The organism is Paenibacillus sp. FSL L8-0641 (genome assembly GCF_038006265.1).
Classification (GTDB): Bacteria; Bacillota; Bacilli; order Paenibacillales; family Paenibacillaceae; genus Paenibacillus; species Paenibacillus polymyxa_D.
Window position 1 is genome coordinate 3,899,070 of the sequence record NZ_JBBOUW010000001.1, and the last position, 17,106, is coordinate 3,916,175.

Annotated in this window: 13 protein-coding genes and 1 pseudogene; 6 read left to right on the forward strand and 8 right to left on the reverse strand. The window is 40.1% G+C overall.

Going from position 1 to position 17,106, the window contains the following annotated elements; genetic code table 11:
- Positions 1-31: 31 nt before the first annotated feature.
- Positions 32-282, forward strand: a pseudogene (locus MKY16_RS17650) (phenolic acid decarboxylase); the annotation flags it as partial.
- A 137-nt stretch (positions 283-419) separates the two neighbouring features.
- Here MKY16_RS17650 and MKY16_RS17655 read toward each other — a convergent pair.
- Both MKY16_RS17655 and MKY16_RS17660 read right to left on the reverse strand, forming a co-directional pair.
- Positions 420-620, reverse strand: a complete 201-nt coding sequence (locus MKY16_RS17655; protein WP_340956438.1) for a hypothetical protein — start codon at positions 618-620, stop codon at positions 420-422.
- Between the two features lies 1 nt (position 621).
- The gene (locus tag MKY16_RS17660; RefSeq protein ID WP_340957638.1) at positions 622-882 is read right to left on the reverse strand and encodes a hypothetical protein; all 261 of its coding nucleotides are present in this window, start codon (positions 880-882) and stop codon (positions 622-624) included.
- Positions 883-2,247: 1,365 nt separating this feature from the next.
- On the opposite strand from MKY16_RS17660, the gene MKY16_RS17665 reads away from it, so the two are divergent.
- Both MKY16_RS17665 and MKY16_RS17670 read left to right on the forward strand, forming a co-directional pair.
- Positions 2,248-5,238, forward strand: coding sequence for a YwqJ-related putative deaminase (locus tag MKY16_RS17665; RefSeq protein ID WP_340956440.1), 2,991 nt, complete (start codon positions 2,248-2,250; stop codon positions 5,236-5,238).
- Positions 5,228-5,701, forward strand: coding sequence for a toxin-antitoxin system YwqK family antitoxin (locus tag MKY16_RS17670; protein WP_340956443.1), 474 nt, complete (start codon positions 5,228-5,230; stop codon positions 5,699-5,701). The genes MKY16_RS17665 and MKY16_RS17670 overlap by 11 nt, the downstream gene beginning before the upstream one ends.
- A gap of 122 nt (positions 5,702-5,823) precedes the next feature.
- Here MKY16_RS17670 and nfi read toward each other — a convergent pair whose 3' ends face one another.
- Complete coding sequence (gene nfi / locus MKY16_RS17675) at positions 5,824-6,501, reverse strand: deoxyribonuclease V (protein WP_340956445.1); 678 nt, start codon at positions 6,499-6,501, stop codon at positions 5,824-5,826.
- Between the two features lie 784 nt (positions 6,502-7,285).
- Here nfi and MKY16_RS17680 point away from each other — a divergent pair.
- Positions 7,286-7,645: a putative zinc-binding protein gene (locus tag MKY16_RS17680; protein ID WP_013311396.1), complete on the forward strand. Its 360-nt coding sequence runs from the start codon at positions 7,286-7,288 to the stop codon at positions 7,643-7,645.
- 354 nt (positions 7,646-7,999) lie between these two features.
- Here the strand turns inward: MKY16_RS17680 and MKY16_RS17685 are convergent, their stop codons facing one another.
- The 4 genes from MKY16_RS17685 to MKY16_RS17700 all read right to left on the reverse strand — a co-directional run bounded on the left by MKY16_RS17685 (position 8,000) and on the right by MKY16_RS17700 (position 11,710).
- Positions 8,000-9,124, reverse strand: a complete 1,125-nt coding sequence (locus MKY16_RS17685; RefSeq protein WP_340956448.1) for a serine hydrolase — start codon at positions 9,122-9,124, stop codon at positions 8,000-8,002.
- A gap of 311 nt (positions 9,125-9,435) precedes the next feature.
- The gene (locus tag MKY16_RS17690) at positions 9,436-9,960 is read right to left on the reverse strand and encodes a VOC family protein (RefSeq protein ID WP_340956451.1); all 525 of its coding nucleotides are present in this window, start codon (positions 9,958-9,960) and stop codon (positions 9,436-9,438) included.
- Between the two features lie 51 nt (positions 9,961-10,011).
- Positions 10,012-10,638 (reverse strand): type 1 glutamine amidotransferase family protein, encoded by a 627-nt coding sequence (locus tag MKY16_RS17695; protein WP_318627503.1) that lies wholly within the window; start codon positions 10,636-10,638, stop codon positions 10,012-10,014.
- A 109-nt stretch (positions 10,639-10,747) separates the two neighbouring features.
- A complete protein-coding gene (locus MKY16_RS17700) occupies positions 10,748-11,710 on the reverse strand; it encodes a helix-turn-helix transcriptional regulator (RefSeq protein ID WP_340956454.1) in 963 nt (320 codons plus the stop codon).
- Between the two features lie 376 nt (positions 11,711-12,086).
- Here MKY16_RS17700 and MKY16_RS17705 point away from each other — a divergent pair, with 376 nt between their 5' ends.
- Both MKY16_RS17705 and MKY16_RS17710 read left to right on the forward strand, forming a co-directional pair.
- Complete coding sequence (locus MKY16_RS17705; protein WP_340956456.1) at positions 12,087-15,275, forward strand: contractile injection system protein, VgrG/Pvc8 family; 3,189 nt, start codon at positions 12,087-12,089, stop codon at positions 15,273-15,275.
- A 4-nt stretch (positions 15,276-15,279) separates the two neighbouring features.
- The gene (locus MKY16_RS17710; protein ID WP_340932874.1) at positions 15,280-15,702 is read left to right on the forward strand and encodes a hypothetical protein; all 423 of its coding nucleotides are present in this window, start codon (positions 15,280-15,282) and stop codon (positions 15,700-15,702) included.
- Positions 15,703-16,178: 476 nt separating this feature from the next.
- On the opposite strand, the gene MKY16_RS17715 is transcribed toward MKY16_RS17710, so the two are convergent.
- The gene (locus MKY16_RS17715) at positions 16,179-17,060 is read right to left on the reverse strand and encodes a carbohydrate ABC transporter permease (RefSeq protein ID WP_039273008.1); all 882 of its coding nucleotides are present in this window, start codon (positions 17,058-17,060) and stop codon (positions 16,179-16,181) included.
- Between the last annotated feature and the right edge of the window lie 46 nt (positions 17,061-17,106).

Here is a 17,106-nt window from a genome sequence, read left to right on the forward strand (position 1 = left end):
ATACTGAACCCATCCAGCCATTTCATTGACCATGCATGGTATTATTTACTTTCCGAAATGGGTGGATGAGCATCCAGAGATTAAAGTACGCTATCAAAATGATTTCATCCCTCTGATGGAAGAATCGCGTGAAAAGTATGAGACTTATCCGAAGCATGTAGTTCCTGAATTCGCATATATTACTTTCATTGAAAATGCAGGTGTGAACAACGAGAAGTTGATTGCCCAGGCCCTTACGCGGGCATGACAGATGATATTCGTGCGGGTAAGTTGCAAGCATAGTCAATCAAGACGAATTGAACTGAAAAGCCTGAGCCTGTGTCTCATAACGTAAGACAAATTAAAACACCTACCAACCTGGTCATACCCTGTCTACTTGACAGGGGTATGACCAGATTGGTAGGTGCCCAGCATCTTTTTTAATATTCTCTATAATCATCTAATCTCCATTGGCTATTCTTCTTTCTCTTTTTCATCATGAACATCATCTCTAATACAACATATACAAACTGTGCTCCGTCCTTCATGCCCTGCCAGTACAAAGCTTCATTCTCCAATGCTTGCTTGTAATGATGCTTATCCTCCCATTCCGAGAATTCAGGTCTGTTCACAATATCCATCTCAGAAAGTCTCTTCGATTCCTCTGGGCAAGGCATCAGGATCAATATTTACGCTAATTCCCAGTCGGTCAACAACCAGGTTCTGAATCGTACTTTTACCGCTTCCATTATTCCCTGCAAATACATACATCATTGGTATATGTTTATGCATGAGAACATCCGTATCCGCAACAGGAACAATGTCTCCATTGTTGTATTCTTTTACAATTTGGCCATCCGGCGTTTTATATACAATATAGGTATCGTTCGCTTTCGCTTCCAACTTGGCGCGATCTCCTGTTAATCAATTTCTCCAGATCTTTAAATTTATCCAAGGGGTTCACCTTCCCTGCATCCGTATTTATTTAAACACAGCAAGTTGATTGCACGTCACAGAAGGGAATAACCTTATTGCTTAAGGAATTCTTACAGGTAGCGTACAAAGAAAAGAACGCCAAACTAAGGACACTCTCTTGAATACTCACATTTTCAGTTAAATACATCGGATGTGTCCAACCCCTTTAAATCCAAAAAAATCGAAACATTTATTTTGTTGTGCCATACCTTATTTCTATAAACTTTTCCCCAGCTCGTAAAGGACATAGGAAGCTACAATTAAGCACCTCTATATATCGACTCGACATAGCTTTACTACGGCCTCAACGTGTGTCGAGAGGATGGAACGGATTTACTTGAAATTAACTCGTTCCATTTTAAAAATAATAGTTCAATTTCCTTCTATTTCTTTTTCAGCTAAGCTAGCATGCTCTCTTTTTAGCAAAGAATAATGATATTGATCGCATATCGAACCATCACTAAACCAATAATGCTCTCGATAAGTTCCCTCCAGCTTAAAATGGAATTTTTCTAATCATTTTATAGAAGCTTGATTACATGCTGCAACCGTTGCATAAATTTTGTTCAACTCCAAATCCTTACGTTCAAAAATGGTATCCGATCTCGGCACTTTTATTTCGAGAATTATAGTCAAAAAGCTGTATCTTTCCTATCCGCTTATTACTGTTACTTTTATCAACCAAGATATATATTAATTGCCCATTTGCAAGCCTTTTCAGTACATTCTCTTTATAATTGTTATATGGAGGAAGTTCGATTATGGGTCGGCAAGTATGTTGCTCTTTTTTGCTTTCAGTAAGACTCCAATCATATAAGTCTGGTAAGTAATCTTCAATATTCCCCTATTTAAAAGCACAAGTCCCCTTATCATTCTATCACTCCATTATTTTTAAATTTAGATCGTTTGGACAGGCTACCATTTTGGTTTTAGGTAACTGATTTGCCAACACGAAAATGCATCATAATGGCAAACCATGTGGCGTATCACTATATTTCCATATTAACTCATGTTACACTTCCCTCCCGTATCAACTGCTTCCAAAAATACACATAGTAAATCTCCCAACGAATGGGTCATTCTGTAAACTAAATCTCTCTTTTAACCGATAAATACATATGCTGGGTTGTTTATTAAATATCACCTCTCGTACCTTTATACGAACCTTGTAATACATATCTATCTTGACTTAAATTTGTACCTATCTGCGGCTTCTATAATCAGAAGCGAATTTAAGATTGCGTGCTTTACTTGGAAATACCCATCGCATCTAGAAAGGAGTTATGAACTCACTTGAGCGTATTATCAGATGGGATCGGATATGAAAGCCTACGCTTTTATGGTCCCTTTCAGCCACTACACATCAATCAGCTTCAAATAACACGTACCATTAACGATCATGCCTATTTATATATCAGTGGGATGCTCTCCGAAGAACAGGGAGCGGCTTGTATTGATCAAAATATGGAGCAAGAGCCGATTGTGATTCGTCAGTTGAATGATCAGGGACAATCGCTGAGAAGGCTGTTCCATGGAATTGTTACACGTATGTCCGTACACTGTGTGCGAGGCGTGTATACATTTGAACTGGAGGCCGCTTCCCATTCGCACCAGATGGATATCAAACGTAAAAGACGCTCCTACCAAGATATTCACCGCACCTATGATGATCTGGTCACTGCACTGGTTCGAAAATATCAATATGGAGATGCCATTGATACAGTAAGCAACTATGCCAAACTAGAGACATTTGTTTTACAATATGATGAGACCGATTGGGCGTTTTTAAAACGTCTCGCTTCTCGCTTTGGTTCCGTACTCGTGCCAGAGGTAACCGCAGGCTCACCTAAGGTTTTCTTCGGGATGCCAGAAGGCAAGCAGCATAAGGTGGAGCGAGATGTATTTTATCGAGTACGAAAAACGTTTCATGAGTTGGATGGGAAAAAGCCAGGCGAACGTGCTGGCTCATATGTCACCTATATGATCGAAAGCCTGCAATTTTATGCACTAGGCGACCTCATCACGTTACCTATTGGACAAGGCAAAGAGCTGGTCGTGGTTCGAGCCGTGACAACCTTAGCAGATGGCTTACTGCGTACCCGTTACGATCTTCAAGCCGAACAAGATATCCGCTATGCCCGGTATGAAAACGATCAGGCCACCGGGATTTCGCTGACAGGAACGGTGCTGAAGGTACAGCAGGATTTTGTACAGCTGCAACTGGACATCGACCCGAAGCAAGATCCTGCTAAAGCGTGCTGGTTTCCGGTGTCCACCCGTTATATCGCCGAGGAACATAGTGGCTGGTACGATATGCCTGAAATCGGGGAACAGGTGGAATTGTATCTGCCTACCCACCGCGAACAGGATGCCTATGTCACGGATTCGCTTCAACAACAACGCCACGCGAATGGACAGCCGAATGTGAAGGTATGGCGACATGTGCAAGGTAGTGGCGTAGAAATGTCTGAGCAGGAGCTGACCCTATCCACCTCCGGTGAATTTTCCATTACACTACATGAAGGTAGCGGCATTACGATCGACAGTCCGGGGAATGTGCAGATTCAGGGTGGTCACGTGAAACTCAATGCTGGGCAGGAACTTTCGCTAGAAGCTGGAATGGCACTGTATTTAAAAGGTGGAGCCAGCAGCATGGTACTGGATGGTGAGACGGATACCAAAGCTCCAGTGATTTATCAGGAAGGAACGGTGAAGGCACCTGTTTTCGTAGCCGACCTCCCTCCTGTGCCTGAGCCACCATTGATGAGCATCAAAGCATACGAGGCGGCGCAAGCTCCATCAGCAGCTGAGACATCACCAAGCAGCACTCCTACAGCCAAAGTAACAAGTCCGGCTGCACTTCAACAAGCGAACTCTTTGTTGGGTACGGTGTCCAAGCTATTAGGCTCCATTCCAGTGATGGGCAAAGTGGCTGGCGTTGTTGCGGGAGCTTTAGGTGGGCCTGCGGCGGGTGTCATTCTGAAAGCAACCGCAATGATCCCCGTTCGTAGCAAAGGAACTCCTACGATTGGAGGCGGTAAGGGGAACGGTATTCATCCGTTGAAACACTTGGCTGGTCTAGCACTCCAAGGATTGATTAACCAGTATGAACACGACCAAGCGAGACAAGCCTACTATAGCAAGTGGATTTTAGGGAAAGTGTTTACGAGTGCGCGTCATATAGCGCATTCTGGTGGCCCACTAGAGCTGATTCAGAACCTGCTAAAAGAGTCTAATGCCATGGTTCATGCGTATCAACAGGTACCTGGAGATCTGAGACAACGCTGGAGAGCCAATTATGACAGCTACATGGCAGCTGAAAAAGCCAAAGTATCCTATAATTTTGATGAGTATGATAAAAAATTTATGGGTACTATGTGGGTCCTCAGTAAAAATGGAGTTACCGATCAGAAAGCTGCACAAGCTTCTCTTGCCTATAATGAAGCTATCAAAAATGGAGAAATCAAATTACATCACGAACCAGAAAATGTGGATATTTTCGTAGAACAAATTAAAGCAGCTAAAGAAGGAAAAAACTATTGGACAGGTGAAGAAATACCAAAATGGCAGGCAAATGCGATTATTGTAAGTAGCGTATTCTCTGAATTTCAAATGGTTGGAAGTTTATACGGTGCTAAATTTGGCAGGAATATAAAGATACCTTCTAAATCAATTAAAGCTCCAGTATCTATTGTTGAAGAACCAGGAATCGTAAAGCCTGCTTCTTCAAAACCTATTGAACCACCCAAAAGTGGGGGAGTGCCTAAACAAAGCCGTTTAGAGGAACTAAGAGCTAAATATGGTAAACTGAGTTCTACTGAACTTCATCAACGAATTAATTTGAGGGGAGCAGTGCACGAGGAACTAGACAGGGTAAAGAATACAGGATTAAGTAAAAGTGAATTAGGCCCAGCCTTAGCAGGGGTATTAGATAAGAAAACAGGGCAGTACTATTTTGATATTAATAACCCTAAAGGAGATCTACCTGCGAAACAGCATAAAATAATTAACGAAAGAATTACTAATATGCCTGCAAAGATAAAGGAAGAATATATAAAGACGGCTGGAGCAGGATCTCATGCAGAAGTAAAAGCCTTGAACAGAGCTCTATTGAAAAGGCCAGATGCCAAATTATCTGATTTTATGCTCTTTGTTATTTCTGCCAGAAAAATAAATAAAAAAATGCCTATAGGGACCCCTATGCCACGTTGCCCTCATTGCGAATATATAACACAGGGAACGAATTTTATACCGGAGGTTTTGAAACATAATCATGGAAAATAAAGATGAATTATATACTTTGGATTATGTCAAAAAAAATGGGGTAGATTTTGAAGACTTGTGGTTTTCTTCTACTAGTGATGAAATTTTGGACAACCCTGAAGACGAGGGTGGAACCCCTTTTACAGGATTAACCTATGAATTATACAATAACGGTCAATTAAGATATTTTAGTTTTTATAAAGATGGTTTTAAACATGGATTACTTCGAGAGTTTTATAATACCGGGGAGAGAAAATCTGAAGAGATTATGCATTATGGTCAGACGAAAGGAAAAAGAACTCAATGGTATGAGAATGGACAACTTAAATCGGTAAGCGAACATGAGTTGGGGGTGGAGTTAAGTTATCAGGAATGGGACGATAAACACAATTTGATTAAGTCTAGCAAGTTACAAGAAACAAGTGAGATTTTTAATTATTTATTAACCGAAAGAAAGCTGAATAGTAAATTAGGAAGAGACTAGAATAATTCTTAAAAGTATTTATCTTCTCCGAATTTCGGTTGCTATATCAGTTGATCACTATGTACAAAATTAGCTTTATCTTGATGGGCGTTCAGCCCATCAAGATAAAGCTAATTAGGCTATTAATATATCTTTGATAAAACTTTTTTCACCAGTTGGTCAGCTTGTCGAGTTGTTTCTGGTAAGCGATAACGTGGAGAGAGCTTTAGAATCCAATTGCAGGCTGTTTCTAATGAAATACGATGACCTACCGAAACAAAAAGAGGTTTAATGTTTTCTTGGGTTCTTAATACACTTCCGATGATTTCCTCACGATCCACTAATAATGAACATGCACCTCTTTCTTGAGATGGTTCTTGGAAATCCCCCAATAACTTCGTTTTGCCACAGCCAATTGTAGGAATATCAAAGATTACTCCTAAGTGACTGGCTAATCCAAATCGTCTAGGATGAGCAATTCCTTGACCATCGCAAACTACAAGCTGAGGAAAGGTCTTTATTTGTTTAAATGCTTTAACTATAGATGGTAGCTCCCTGAATGAAAACAATCCGGAGATATAAGGGAATTGCACAGAATCTTCAACTACTACTGATTCCACTATATTTAAAGAGTTTGCCTCTAAAATAACGATTGCCGCAACTAATAAATCACTTTGTTCACTATATGCCACGTCTACCCCAGCCACGTAATGAATTTCAGGCAATTCATCCTCTTTTGTAACTTTTTTAGATAACTCCTGTTGTAATTTTATCGCTTCCGTTTCAGCTAAATCCCAATTATGCTTTAGGACTGGTTCCATTTTGTTTTCTCCATTTTTAGAATATTAGAATCAAAATTTATGAAAAATGAGGTATGTTAAAAATGTACAAAAACTGGATGATTATATACCAACATACACAACATTAGACCTTGGTACAAAAATGGTTGTGTGATTTTCCGAATCAACAATAATGAAAAAAGGGATGGATTATGACACTGCTCATGAGATGACAGTCCAAAAATATGATGTCTCACTCTTCATTGTGTATCATCCTGATATTATTAAATAAATGCCAGAAATTTTCAAGAAAAACTGGGGAAATTTCCAGGAGGCTAGAATAATTACGTTAATCCGAATGGAAAGACTCACAGGATATTAGCTAAGTCAGGATAAGCAATCATCTATATGGAAGGAGAAAAATACGAGATTCGCTCGATCCTTCCCGTCATACACTCCACAAATATTCTCTAGCCTATTGAACGCATTATCCTAAGATTTTTTAGGTTTACATTTTAAAAGCAGTCGTTCACTGCAACAAACTAGACATAAAACAACTTAACAAGCGCCTATTTTCTATTGCAAGAAATTTTAATGGTGATTAAGAATGATGATCCAGATTTATAAAATAAGTTGAAAATGGGGATCTCGCTGAATTGTATATACACAGTTAGCCCTATAATAGATTTTTCAAAATAATGTCGTGATCACGATCACGGTTTAGACTGTAAATTTAAGTTAAAATATAAATAATTTAAATTTTATTTCATCTAAAACCAAATATACCGTGATGGATCACAAAGAAAAAACAAGGGAGTGTACAAAGATGAAAAGAACTGATTTACCTCTTGTCTATTCATGTTCTGGATGTTCCTCCGCAGCACAAACCGCTAACATGATCGCTATACAAATGGATCGAGAAAAAGTTGCTGAAATGTCCTGTATTGCTGGTGTTGGTGGTGATGTCAAACCGCTTGTCAGAACAGCAAAATCGGGACGTGACATCATTGCAATTGACGGCTGTCCCTTGTCCTGTTGCAAGAGTTGCTTAGCAAGACATGAAGTTCAACCCAAACACCATTTCCTGCTGTCTGACTTTGACGTACCCAAGATAATAGGAGAAGATCCTAACCCCGATCATTATAGGAATGCTTACACACAAATCTTAGAACAAATTGGACAATAATTCTTAATCAAAATAAAAGTGAGTATCGAATTTTTACTGGTGGCTCCTAACACATCTTTAAGGGTCACCAGTATTATTTTTATACAGCAACATCTTTTTAATAAGGAGAATAATTTTTGAATGTTTAAATGAATTTGTCTCACAATTTAAAATACCTGATACACAAATTCTCAAACCGTCGTTCTAAAGGAGTGGATATAATGTATGAAATACTAGATAAAATACAAATAAATACTTGATATATCGCTAATAAACCATAAAGAGACACGAAATACGGTTTTTAAATGGAAAGTAAGCCATGATACAGTAAAGTATAAGCGGAATCAGCAGAATTTTTACAAAATAAAAAAACATTCAATTTCTTCCCTTATCATATGATAATTTGCTTCTTACCTCTTCTTGAAATGCAGTATCCGTTAATAATTTGTAAAAAAACAAATCCAGCTTCTGCTTGAGCCAAATATGATCCACCCCAGAATCATCTTGAATAAACATGGCTAGTTGAATGTCATTTCCTTCCCGATCCGTACAATATAAAGCCTCTGTTAGAACAGAAATGGTAGATCCACCTTTGTTTCCAAACTCTATTAACTTGGAGTTATCTACTTGTCGCTGAATTAGCATTTTTAAATATGGATTTATAGTAGAAGGAACCAACTCCTCCTTGTGTATGAGCTTCATGAGGTAAGCATATTCTTTAGTCGTTGAACGAGGAAGCTTGCGCGATTCCAGCACTTGAAGCTTTCGTACATAATTCTGCCTGGTGTTCCATTTCTGAATACATTCTATCCCCTGATCACGATTTAAAATCTGATGAATTTCAATAGATTTTTTCATATATTCCTCGTAGCTCATCTCACTTATCTTTTGTATCGACTCTTTAAAGCCTATGTTTTCGGTCTCTTGGGTATAAGGAGACATGAATCCCGCAGATGAAAAAGGAAAGATTTTATCATGGGAAGAAAGTGAGAGTTTGATAATATTCTCATTTATCTTATCCAAACCCATTTTCGCCATCAGAAATTCTGTATTGGCATTGGAACTATATGCTAACATACCGTGAGTAATATCCAATAACGTAATTTTTCCTTGAACCTCTTTATGGTTTGTGCGAATGGATTGAATCCAGTTATGATGAGCGTTACCATCGGAACCAGGGATATAAAATTTATTTAATTCCTCTAAAGGAACAAGTTCCTGCTCGTCTAATATTTTCGCCACAACTTGGCGAGCAAATTCGATAGCAATGATCACTTTGACCGTGCTGGCAAGCGGCATTTTAACTTCTGAGTTATAGCTGATTTTCTCCATACCATTTCTGACCATATACAAAGATGCTTTACTCGGATTTTCCTTTAAAAAGTTCAGAACATCCATTTCTGTTTTCTTATTATTTTGGCGCTTCGCAATGAGCAAAAACAGGATACATATGAGAACAAATATTAAAATTATAGCTACTATTAATAAAATTATTTTCATACTTTGCTCCTTAATGGACACGCTTAGACTGAAGTTCACATAAGCCGTCACAGTTCCCCACGGGAATCACTTTTCTTTTAGAAGCTAGTAATCATACAAATATCCACATATAACCATTTTTTTGAAAATAATTATAAAGGGAACCGCCCACCAAAGATACGGTATCCCTATACAAATTTGTGCAATAGAGTCATTATCAACTAGAACCTCATTGAAGAACAAATTACCAATGCATTCTATCTTCAATCTTTCCTTAACATCATTTCAGCAGATAGACACTTTTAATAATTTCACCAAAAATGTGATTGCATTTATTCTCCACTCAAGCTTTTGGCCCATTCAGCAACCCTACGACTGCTTTCTTCTTCTGACAAATCCTCGATCCTGGTCATAATAGACCATCTTACTCCACAAGGGTCCAGTATACTTCCGAATCGATCACCTGATACAAAGTTTGTAACGGGTTCCCTTACTTTTGCTCCTCTTTCTACCGCATTTTCAATGACCTGATCCACATTCATTACGTAAATTCCGAAAGAATAACACGCATGGTCTCCATCTGGAGGCAAGACCAATTGATATGCCGGATTCGCTGCTCCCAGCTGCAAAAAACCATTTCCAAAATCTAATTCCGCATGAACGATTATTTTATTGCCATTCTCATCAGGAAATTCAGTAATATCCTTAACCCTTGCATTGAAAACACTTTTATAAAACTCTATTGCTTCAGAAGGATTCTTCACTGTAATAAAAGGGGTAATAGATGTAAAGCCGTTGGGCATCCCCTTCTTTGTATATTTACCTGACACTCCCATATATTCTCTGCTTTCAGTCATTTTGACTCCTCCTTTAAATGATCGTAACAGTTCAGTTTTATGCTTATTCCTTTATTGGATTGAATTCATCAACTCATAGTAATATTTGGATGCACGAGTCTTATTTAGACTATACCAGGCTTCTAATGTCTTAGAAGAAAACACACCCAGAGCTTTCAAGACGTGTACGGAAAATTCCAAAGGAGCTGTTCCAGATGCAGTGATTAGTTTTCCATCGGTTACAGCAGACTCCATTTTGTAATACTTTTCGCCCGTGTAGGTGGGACAGATCATTTTGAGGTATTCCAGATCATTGCTTGTATGCCAACGTGAATTCAGTAATCCTGCCTGGGCAAGTCCCATGGTAGCACCACAAATCGCAGCAACCCATATCCCTTCCTCTAAGCACCTCTCAGCGATTTTTAAAATCGGTTGATGAATGGTTTCTGTCCATGTATTTCCACCGGGTAAAATCAATGCATCTGTGCTTTCAATACTGCACTCATCCAGATTGATGTCAGGCAGTATTGTCAATCCGCCCATGGTAGTTACAGGAGTCTTTTCCAGTCCCACGGTAACAATTTTGGATGGGGACAGCCCCTTTTTATAATATCTCCCCGAGTTCAGTTCGGCAGTTAAGTAACCAATCTCCCAGTCTGCCATAGTGTCAAATACATACAGATATACCGTACTATTCATTCACAGGTTCTCCTTATTTTATAATTTATCAAGTGATACCAACCCTCGGTAATCCGTGATTATCCTCATTATAAAAAAGCTTCACTGACATCTGCTGTCAGTGAAGCTTTTAGCGCTGATAATATTCCATTAACTCCGACGCAACAGCGACAAGCTTTTTCTTCAAACTCTGTGGTTCGATGACTTGAATAGATTTCCCGTAGGTTAGGAGCAAATAAGGGACATATGTATGAAGTGATTTTTCCTCAAGCAAAAAGATGGCTTGATTGGATGTGCGCTCTTTCAGATGATGCCCCAAAAACCAATGCAGACATAAGTCATCCAATGCCTCCGACCTGCCTTCGATCATTAAAGAAATTAAACCGTCCTTGCCTACTAAATCAGGCAACAGATTTTGCATAAAAAATTCACGAGCCGAAAAAGCCTCAGGACGCTTAAATAGGATTGGAGTACGCTTGATTTGTAGAATCCGATCTGCCCGAAAGCTACGGATCTCATTCCGTAGGTGACAAAAAGCAACAGTATACCATTTACTGTTCCAGTAAACCATTCCATAGGGGTCTATCACCCTATTCTTGGGTTGTTCTTCATGGCTTGTGCGATAATCCATTTCTACAGAGAATTCGTTGGCTACAGCCTGCTCCAATTCTGCCAATATCGGCTGAAGAGAAGGTTCTCCCATGCGATTTATCACTTCAAATCCGGCTAAATGACGGCTAAGTATACTTTCCTGCTCTTGATTCGAATACATTTTCAATTTTGACGTCGCACTGCTTAATGCCTCACTCAAAGGGTATCCAGCTTCTTTTGCAAAAACAGCAGCATGAAGGAGTGCCTTTTTCTCCTCCATATCAAATAGTAAAGGTGCTCTAATAAAATTATTCAGCAAGCTATACCCGCCATTATGGCCCGTGTCGGATATTATAGGCACTCCACTGGCGCATAAAGCATCAATATACCGATAAACTGTCCTTATATTTATTTCTAACTTTTCGGATATTTGTTTTGCAGTCATTTTCACACCCGAATTCAGCATCCATAGAATGGCCAGCATATTATCGTTTTTTGGCATAACATGAACCCTCCTCTCTCATTAAAACTCAATCTTTATAAATAACTCTTTGTACTCTTCTTACCACCTATTATATGCTTTTTTCCATTTTATACGTCCCTCTCATATCTTCCAATTCCAGATTTACACATAGTAAATACCATAATGAATGGGTCATTCTGTAAACTAATTCTCTCTTTTAACCGATAAATACATATGCTGGGTTGTTTATTAAATATCACCTCTCTTTTCTTAATCCAAACGACCACCGTAATACATTACATATCTATCTTGACTCACAGTTGTACTCATCTGCTGCTCGATAATCAAGGTGATTTAAGTTGATGTGCTTTACTTGGAAATACCCATCGCATCTAGAAAGGAGTCATGAACTCACTTGAGCGTATTATCAGATGGGATCGGATATGAAAGCCTACGCTTTTATGGTCCCTTTCAGCCACTACACATCAATCAGCTTCAAATAACACGTACCATTAACGATCATGCCTATTTACATATCAGTGGGTTGCTCTCCGAGGAACAGGGAGCAGCTTGTATTGATCAAAATATGGAGCAAGAGCCTATTGTGATTCGTCAGTTGAATGATCAGGTACAATCGCTGAGAAGATTGTACCATGGGATTGTTACACGTATATCCGTACATTGTGTGCGAGGCGTGTATACGTTTGAACTAGAGGCCGCTTCCCATTCGTACCAGATGGATATTAAGCGTAAAAGACGCTCTTATCAAGATATTCACCGCACCTATGATGATCTAGTCACTGCGCTGGTTCGAAAATATCAGTACGGAGATGCCATTGATACGGTAAGCGACCATGCCAAACTGGAGACGTTTGTTTTACAATATGAGGAGACCGATTGGGCGTTTTTAAAACGTCTCGCTTCTCGCTTTGGCTCCGTACTTGTGCCAGAGATAACCGCAGCTTCGCCCAAGGTTTTCTTCGGCATGCCAGAAGGCAAGCAGCATAAGGTAGAGCGGGATGTATTTTATCGAGTACGTAAAACGCTCCATGAGCTGGATGCGGAAAAGCCGGGAGAACGTGCTGGCTCGTATGTCACCTATATGATTGAAAGTCTGCAATACTATGCGCTGGGCGACCTTATCACATTACCCATTGGACAAGGCAAAGAACTGGTCGTGGTTCGAGCCGTGACCACACTAACGGATGGCTTACTGCGTACCCGTTATGATCTTCAAGCCGAACAGGATATCCGGTATGCCCGGTATGAAAACGACCCGGCCACCGGGATTTCGCTGACAGGAACGGTGCTCAAGGTACAGAAGGATTTTGTACAGCTTCAACTGGACACTGACCCGAAGCAAGATCCTGCCAAAGCCTGCTGGTTTCCCGTAGCCACCCGTTATGTCGCGGAAGAACACAGTGGCTGGTACGATATGCCTGAGAGCGGGGAACAGGTGGAACTGTATTTGCCTACCCACCGCGAACAGGATGCCTATGTCACGGATTCGCTCCGACAACAACGCCACGCGAATGGACAGCCAAATGTGAAGGTATGGCAACATGTGCAAGGTAGCGGCGTCGAAATGTCTGAGCAGGAGCTGACCCTATCCACCTCCGGTGAATTTTCCATTACACTGCATGAAGGTAGCGGAATTACCATTGACAGTCCGGGAAATGTGCAGATTCAGGGTGGTCATGTGAAGCTCGATGCTGGGAAGGAGCTTTCACTTGAAGCTGGAATGGCACTGTATTTAAAAGGCGGAGCCAGTAGCATGGTACTGGATGGTGAGACGGATACCAAGGCTCCGGTGATATATCAGGAAGGTACGGTGAAAGCTCCTGTTTTCGTGGCCGACCTCCCTCCTGTGCCTGAGCCGCCACTCATGAGCATCAAAGCCTATGAAGCAGCCCAGTCAGCAGCTAAGGATTCATCTAGCAGCCAAGCCTCTACCCCTAAAGCAAAAGTCACAAGTCCAGCAGAACTTAAACAGGCGAATGCATTGATGGGTACGGTGTCCAAGCTATTAGGCTCTATTCCAGTGATGGGAAAAGTGGCTGGCGTTGTTGCAGGAGCGCTAAGTGGACCTGCAGGAGGTGTGATTCTGAAAGCAACCGCAGCGATCCCTGTTCGGAGCAAAGGAACCCCTACCGTTGGAGGCAGTAAGGGGAACGGCATTCATCCGTTGAAACACTTGGCTGGTCTAGCATTACAAGGGTTAATTACTCAGTATGAACATGAGCAAGCGAGACATGCCTACTATAGCAAATGGATTCTGGGGAAAGTGTATACAAGCGCACGTCAAATAGTACATTCCGGCAGCCGATTAGAGCTGATCCAAAACTTGCTGACAACATCGAAAACCATGGTTCATGCCTATCAACAGGTACCTAAAAGTGTTAAAGATAGAATGCTGAGGGAATATAAAGAACAAGAAAAAGCTAGGGCTGAAGCTGCTCTTAAAGCAGAAAAAGAAGCTAGAGCTAAAGCCCTTAAAGCGAAAAAAGAAGCTGCGCCACCAGAGCTTACAGAAGAAGACTACAAAAAGATCTGGCAGGATTATCGAAGGAACATATATACCGAAGACCGTAGGCCCAAACTTAAACCGGGGAGTTATCGAGGAGAAGATGGTGTTGTACGTACTCGTGACGGTAAACCCGATGTCCAATACTATAGTGAATGGAAACATAATTATCCCGAAGATGATGATTTCTTCATGCAAACTAGGAAGCAAGGTATAACCGAAGAAGAAAAAAAGTGGATGTTCTATGCTATTTCCATAGAAAACCCTCTTATGGTTGGTGGTCGAGGGGGTATGGACAATACTAAAGAATTGAAGGGGATACTCTCAAAACTGGGTAGAGGGAAAGGGTTCTTTAATATTTCTTCTGGAGTAAGTGCAAAAGTAAGAGTCCAGGAATTATTAGCGAGACAACAAATAGAAGCTACAGAAAACGTAGCTTCCCAAAAAATTAACCAAACTCTTGAAACCAAAGGCTACAAGCCACAGCCAAATGAAAGGTTAACAACGAAAAACCAATATAAACAACAGGATCAACAGGCAAGGAAAACATTACGGGAGACTGCCTCCAAGGCAGCTAGAGAAAAAAATAATCAAATTCAAAAGAAGGTCATATATAATGTAGCCAAGAGTACAAATACAAGAAAATCCTCAAATATAAAAGAATATTTAAAAAAGGAAAAAGAAATTGTTAAATCGAAGAATACTAGACCTGTAAATTCCTCTATAGAGTCTTTAACAAGAGACCAGGCCAGACAAGGAGCACAAGATCTATTGAAAAATGGGGAAATTAGCTTATCCAATTTAGAATCTATGATCCCCCCAGATACGTCAAACACATTTTTTCCAACAAGTACAATTAAAGATGGAGCAAAGTACGAATTTTTACTGGCTGATGGACAGAAGGCAATTATTCGATGGCATTCGCCAGATCCTATAGCTGCAAGTAAGTACTCTGGGTCAGTATCAGGAACACGTTGGACTGCACAAATAAAAATAGGTAATAAACAATTAAAAACCGATGGAACATGGACTAAAAATCAATCCTTAAATGAAGTTCACATTCCAATAGAGGGGAAATAAAAAAATGAATCTTAAAGAAATTGAGAAATTACCCGATGTATTACCAACAGAAACATTAGCATTGATGTTTCAAAACGTATTGAATGAATTTAATACTGGTAAAATTGAGAAAAAGGATTTTTTATTAATTCTTAGCCAATTAACAGATAGACAAGTTATGACCTACGAGTTATTGGAAAGTGAAGTAAGAAATAGTATAGATATGGTTCTTTATAGGTTATGGAATACCGATTCTTATGATGATGTAGATATCATTCTTTCAATTGTTGTAAACCTCGGACTGAAAAATTGCTTTCAAAAAATTAAAGATTCAATAAATCAAGATAAGGATATAGACGAATTAATATTAAACGAAATTATAGAAACAATTGATGAAGTTGGTGAAAATATTTCGAATCCATATCATGCTTTGGAAAGATTCAAATAAGCCATGTCAATAGCTTGCTAATAACTTCGGACAAATTTAATTTATAATATTAACAGATTTGCAAACCAACATCTTAACACAAACATGATAGCCCTTTAAAGGCACAGTCCAACTTGAGACACGAGTAGGAATGTGCTTTTTTCATGCCAAAAATAAGCAGTCAATTAGCAAAATGAATCCCAATTCCTATATGAATAACACAACTTGCCCTTCCTCCCTATCAGGGTTACCAACCACATCATAACCTCTGATCCATTCACACAATTGGTCCGTAAATAAATATCAACACGTTCGTTTGCTTTCCATTTAATTTCTGAAAAAGCTTAAATTTATGGAGTTTATACTTCATTTATATATTCCTTCAACTCAACCCAGACCCGCACAAAAAATGCACCCCCTAGCATTCATCGGACAAACCAAGAGGTTTGATCCAATGTCTACACTAGTGGGTGCTATTCTAGCCTGGGGAATTTGTTTTACCCCTTAACCGACCCGGCTGCGATCCCTTCCACAATCCGGTCACTCATGATGAGGAACACGAGCAAAATGGGCAAAATGCTGATCATCAGCGTTGCTCCGATAGCTCCCCAGTCGGTCGTATATTGTCCAATAAAGTTTTGAACGCCGACGGTCAGTGTTTTGTTTTCGTCCGAACTAATAAACGTATTCACGAAAATAAACTCATTCCAGTTATAGATCATGTTAATAATAGACGTCGTTGCCATGACGGGGGTGGTCATGGGCAGCACAATCCGGAAGAACATTCGGTTGACGGAGCAACCGTCCATAACAGCCGCTTCTTCCACTTCACGGGGCAGGGCGTAATAGAATCCCAGCAAGATCATCATCGTTGTCGGCAGATTAAAAGCAACATACGACAGGATGATAGAGAGTGAAGTGTCTGTTAAATGCAGTTTGAGAAACATACTGAACAACGGAATCAAGGTGGAATGGACTGGAATCATCAGTCCGACCATAAAGAGCCCGAGAACCAGCTGACTTCCTTTCCACCGCATACGCGTAATGGCAAACGTTACAAAGCTGGCTAGCAGCACAGTCACTGCCACAGATATGACCGTAATCCACACACTATTGAAGAAATACCTCCCGATATTGCCGCTGGTCCACACATTCATATAGTTCTCCCAATGTGGCTGGGACGGGAGTGCAAACGGCGGAAGGTTAAACACTTCCTGATTATTTTTAAGTGAGAACAGCATCAGCCACACCAGCGGTAAAAGCTGCGTCACCGCCAAGATGATTAAAATGATATACAAAGCGGCATAACCGACCCGAGTTAACATTTTGCCGCGGGTAGCGACTCCAAGCGGATAGTTGGCGGCTGCCTGGGTTTTCATATCCGTTCCTCCCTCTTCCTGTCCTTTGTTACCCTCATCTATTTGC

Excerpts from the sequence above, each read along its gene's own strand:
- MKY16_RS17655 (WP_340956438.1), bottom strand. The coding sequence starts at position 620 with ATGGATATTGTGAACAGACCTGAATTCTCGGAATGGGAGGATAAGCAT.
- MKY16_RS17670 (WP_340956443.1), top strand. The coding sequence starts at position 5,228 with ATGGAAAATAAAGATGAATTATATACTTTGGATTATGTCAAAAAAAAT.
- nfi (WP_340956445.1), bottom strand. The coding sequence starts at position 6,501 with ATGGAACCAGTCCTAAAGCATAATTGGGATTTAGCTGAAACGGAAGCG.
- MKY16_RS17680 (WP_013311396.1), top strand. The coding sequence starts at position 7,286 with ATGAAAAGAACTGATTTACCTCTTGTCTATTCATGTTCTGGATGTTCC.
- MKY16_RS17685 (WP_340956448.1), bottom strand. The coding sequence starts at position 9,124 with ATGAAAATAATTTTATTAATAGTAGCTATAATTTTAATATTTGTTCTC.
- MKY16_RS17690 (WP_340956451.1), bottom strand. The coding sequence starts at position 9,960 with ATGACTGAAAGCAGAGAATATATGGGAGTGTCAGGTAAATATACAAAG.
- MKY16_RS17695 (WP_318627503.1), bottom strand. The coding sequence starts at position 10,638 with ATGAATAGTACGGTATATCTGTATGTATTTGACACTATGGCAGACTGG.
- MKY16_RS17700 (WP_340956454.1), bottom strand. The coding sequence starts at position 11,710 with ATGCCAAAAAACGATAATATGCTGGCCATTCTATGGATGCTGAATTCG.
- MKY16_RS17710 (WP_340932874.1), top strand. The coding sequence starts at position 15,280 with ATGAATCTTAAAGAAATTGAGAAATTACCCGATGTATTACCAACAGAA.
- MKY16_RS17715 (WP_039273008.1), bottom strand. The coding sequence starts at position 17,060 with ATGAAAACCCAGGCAGCCGCCAACTATCCGCTTGGAGTCGCTACCCGC.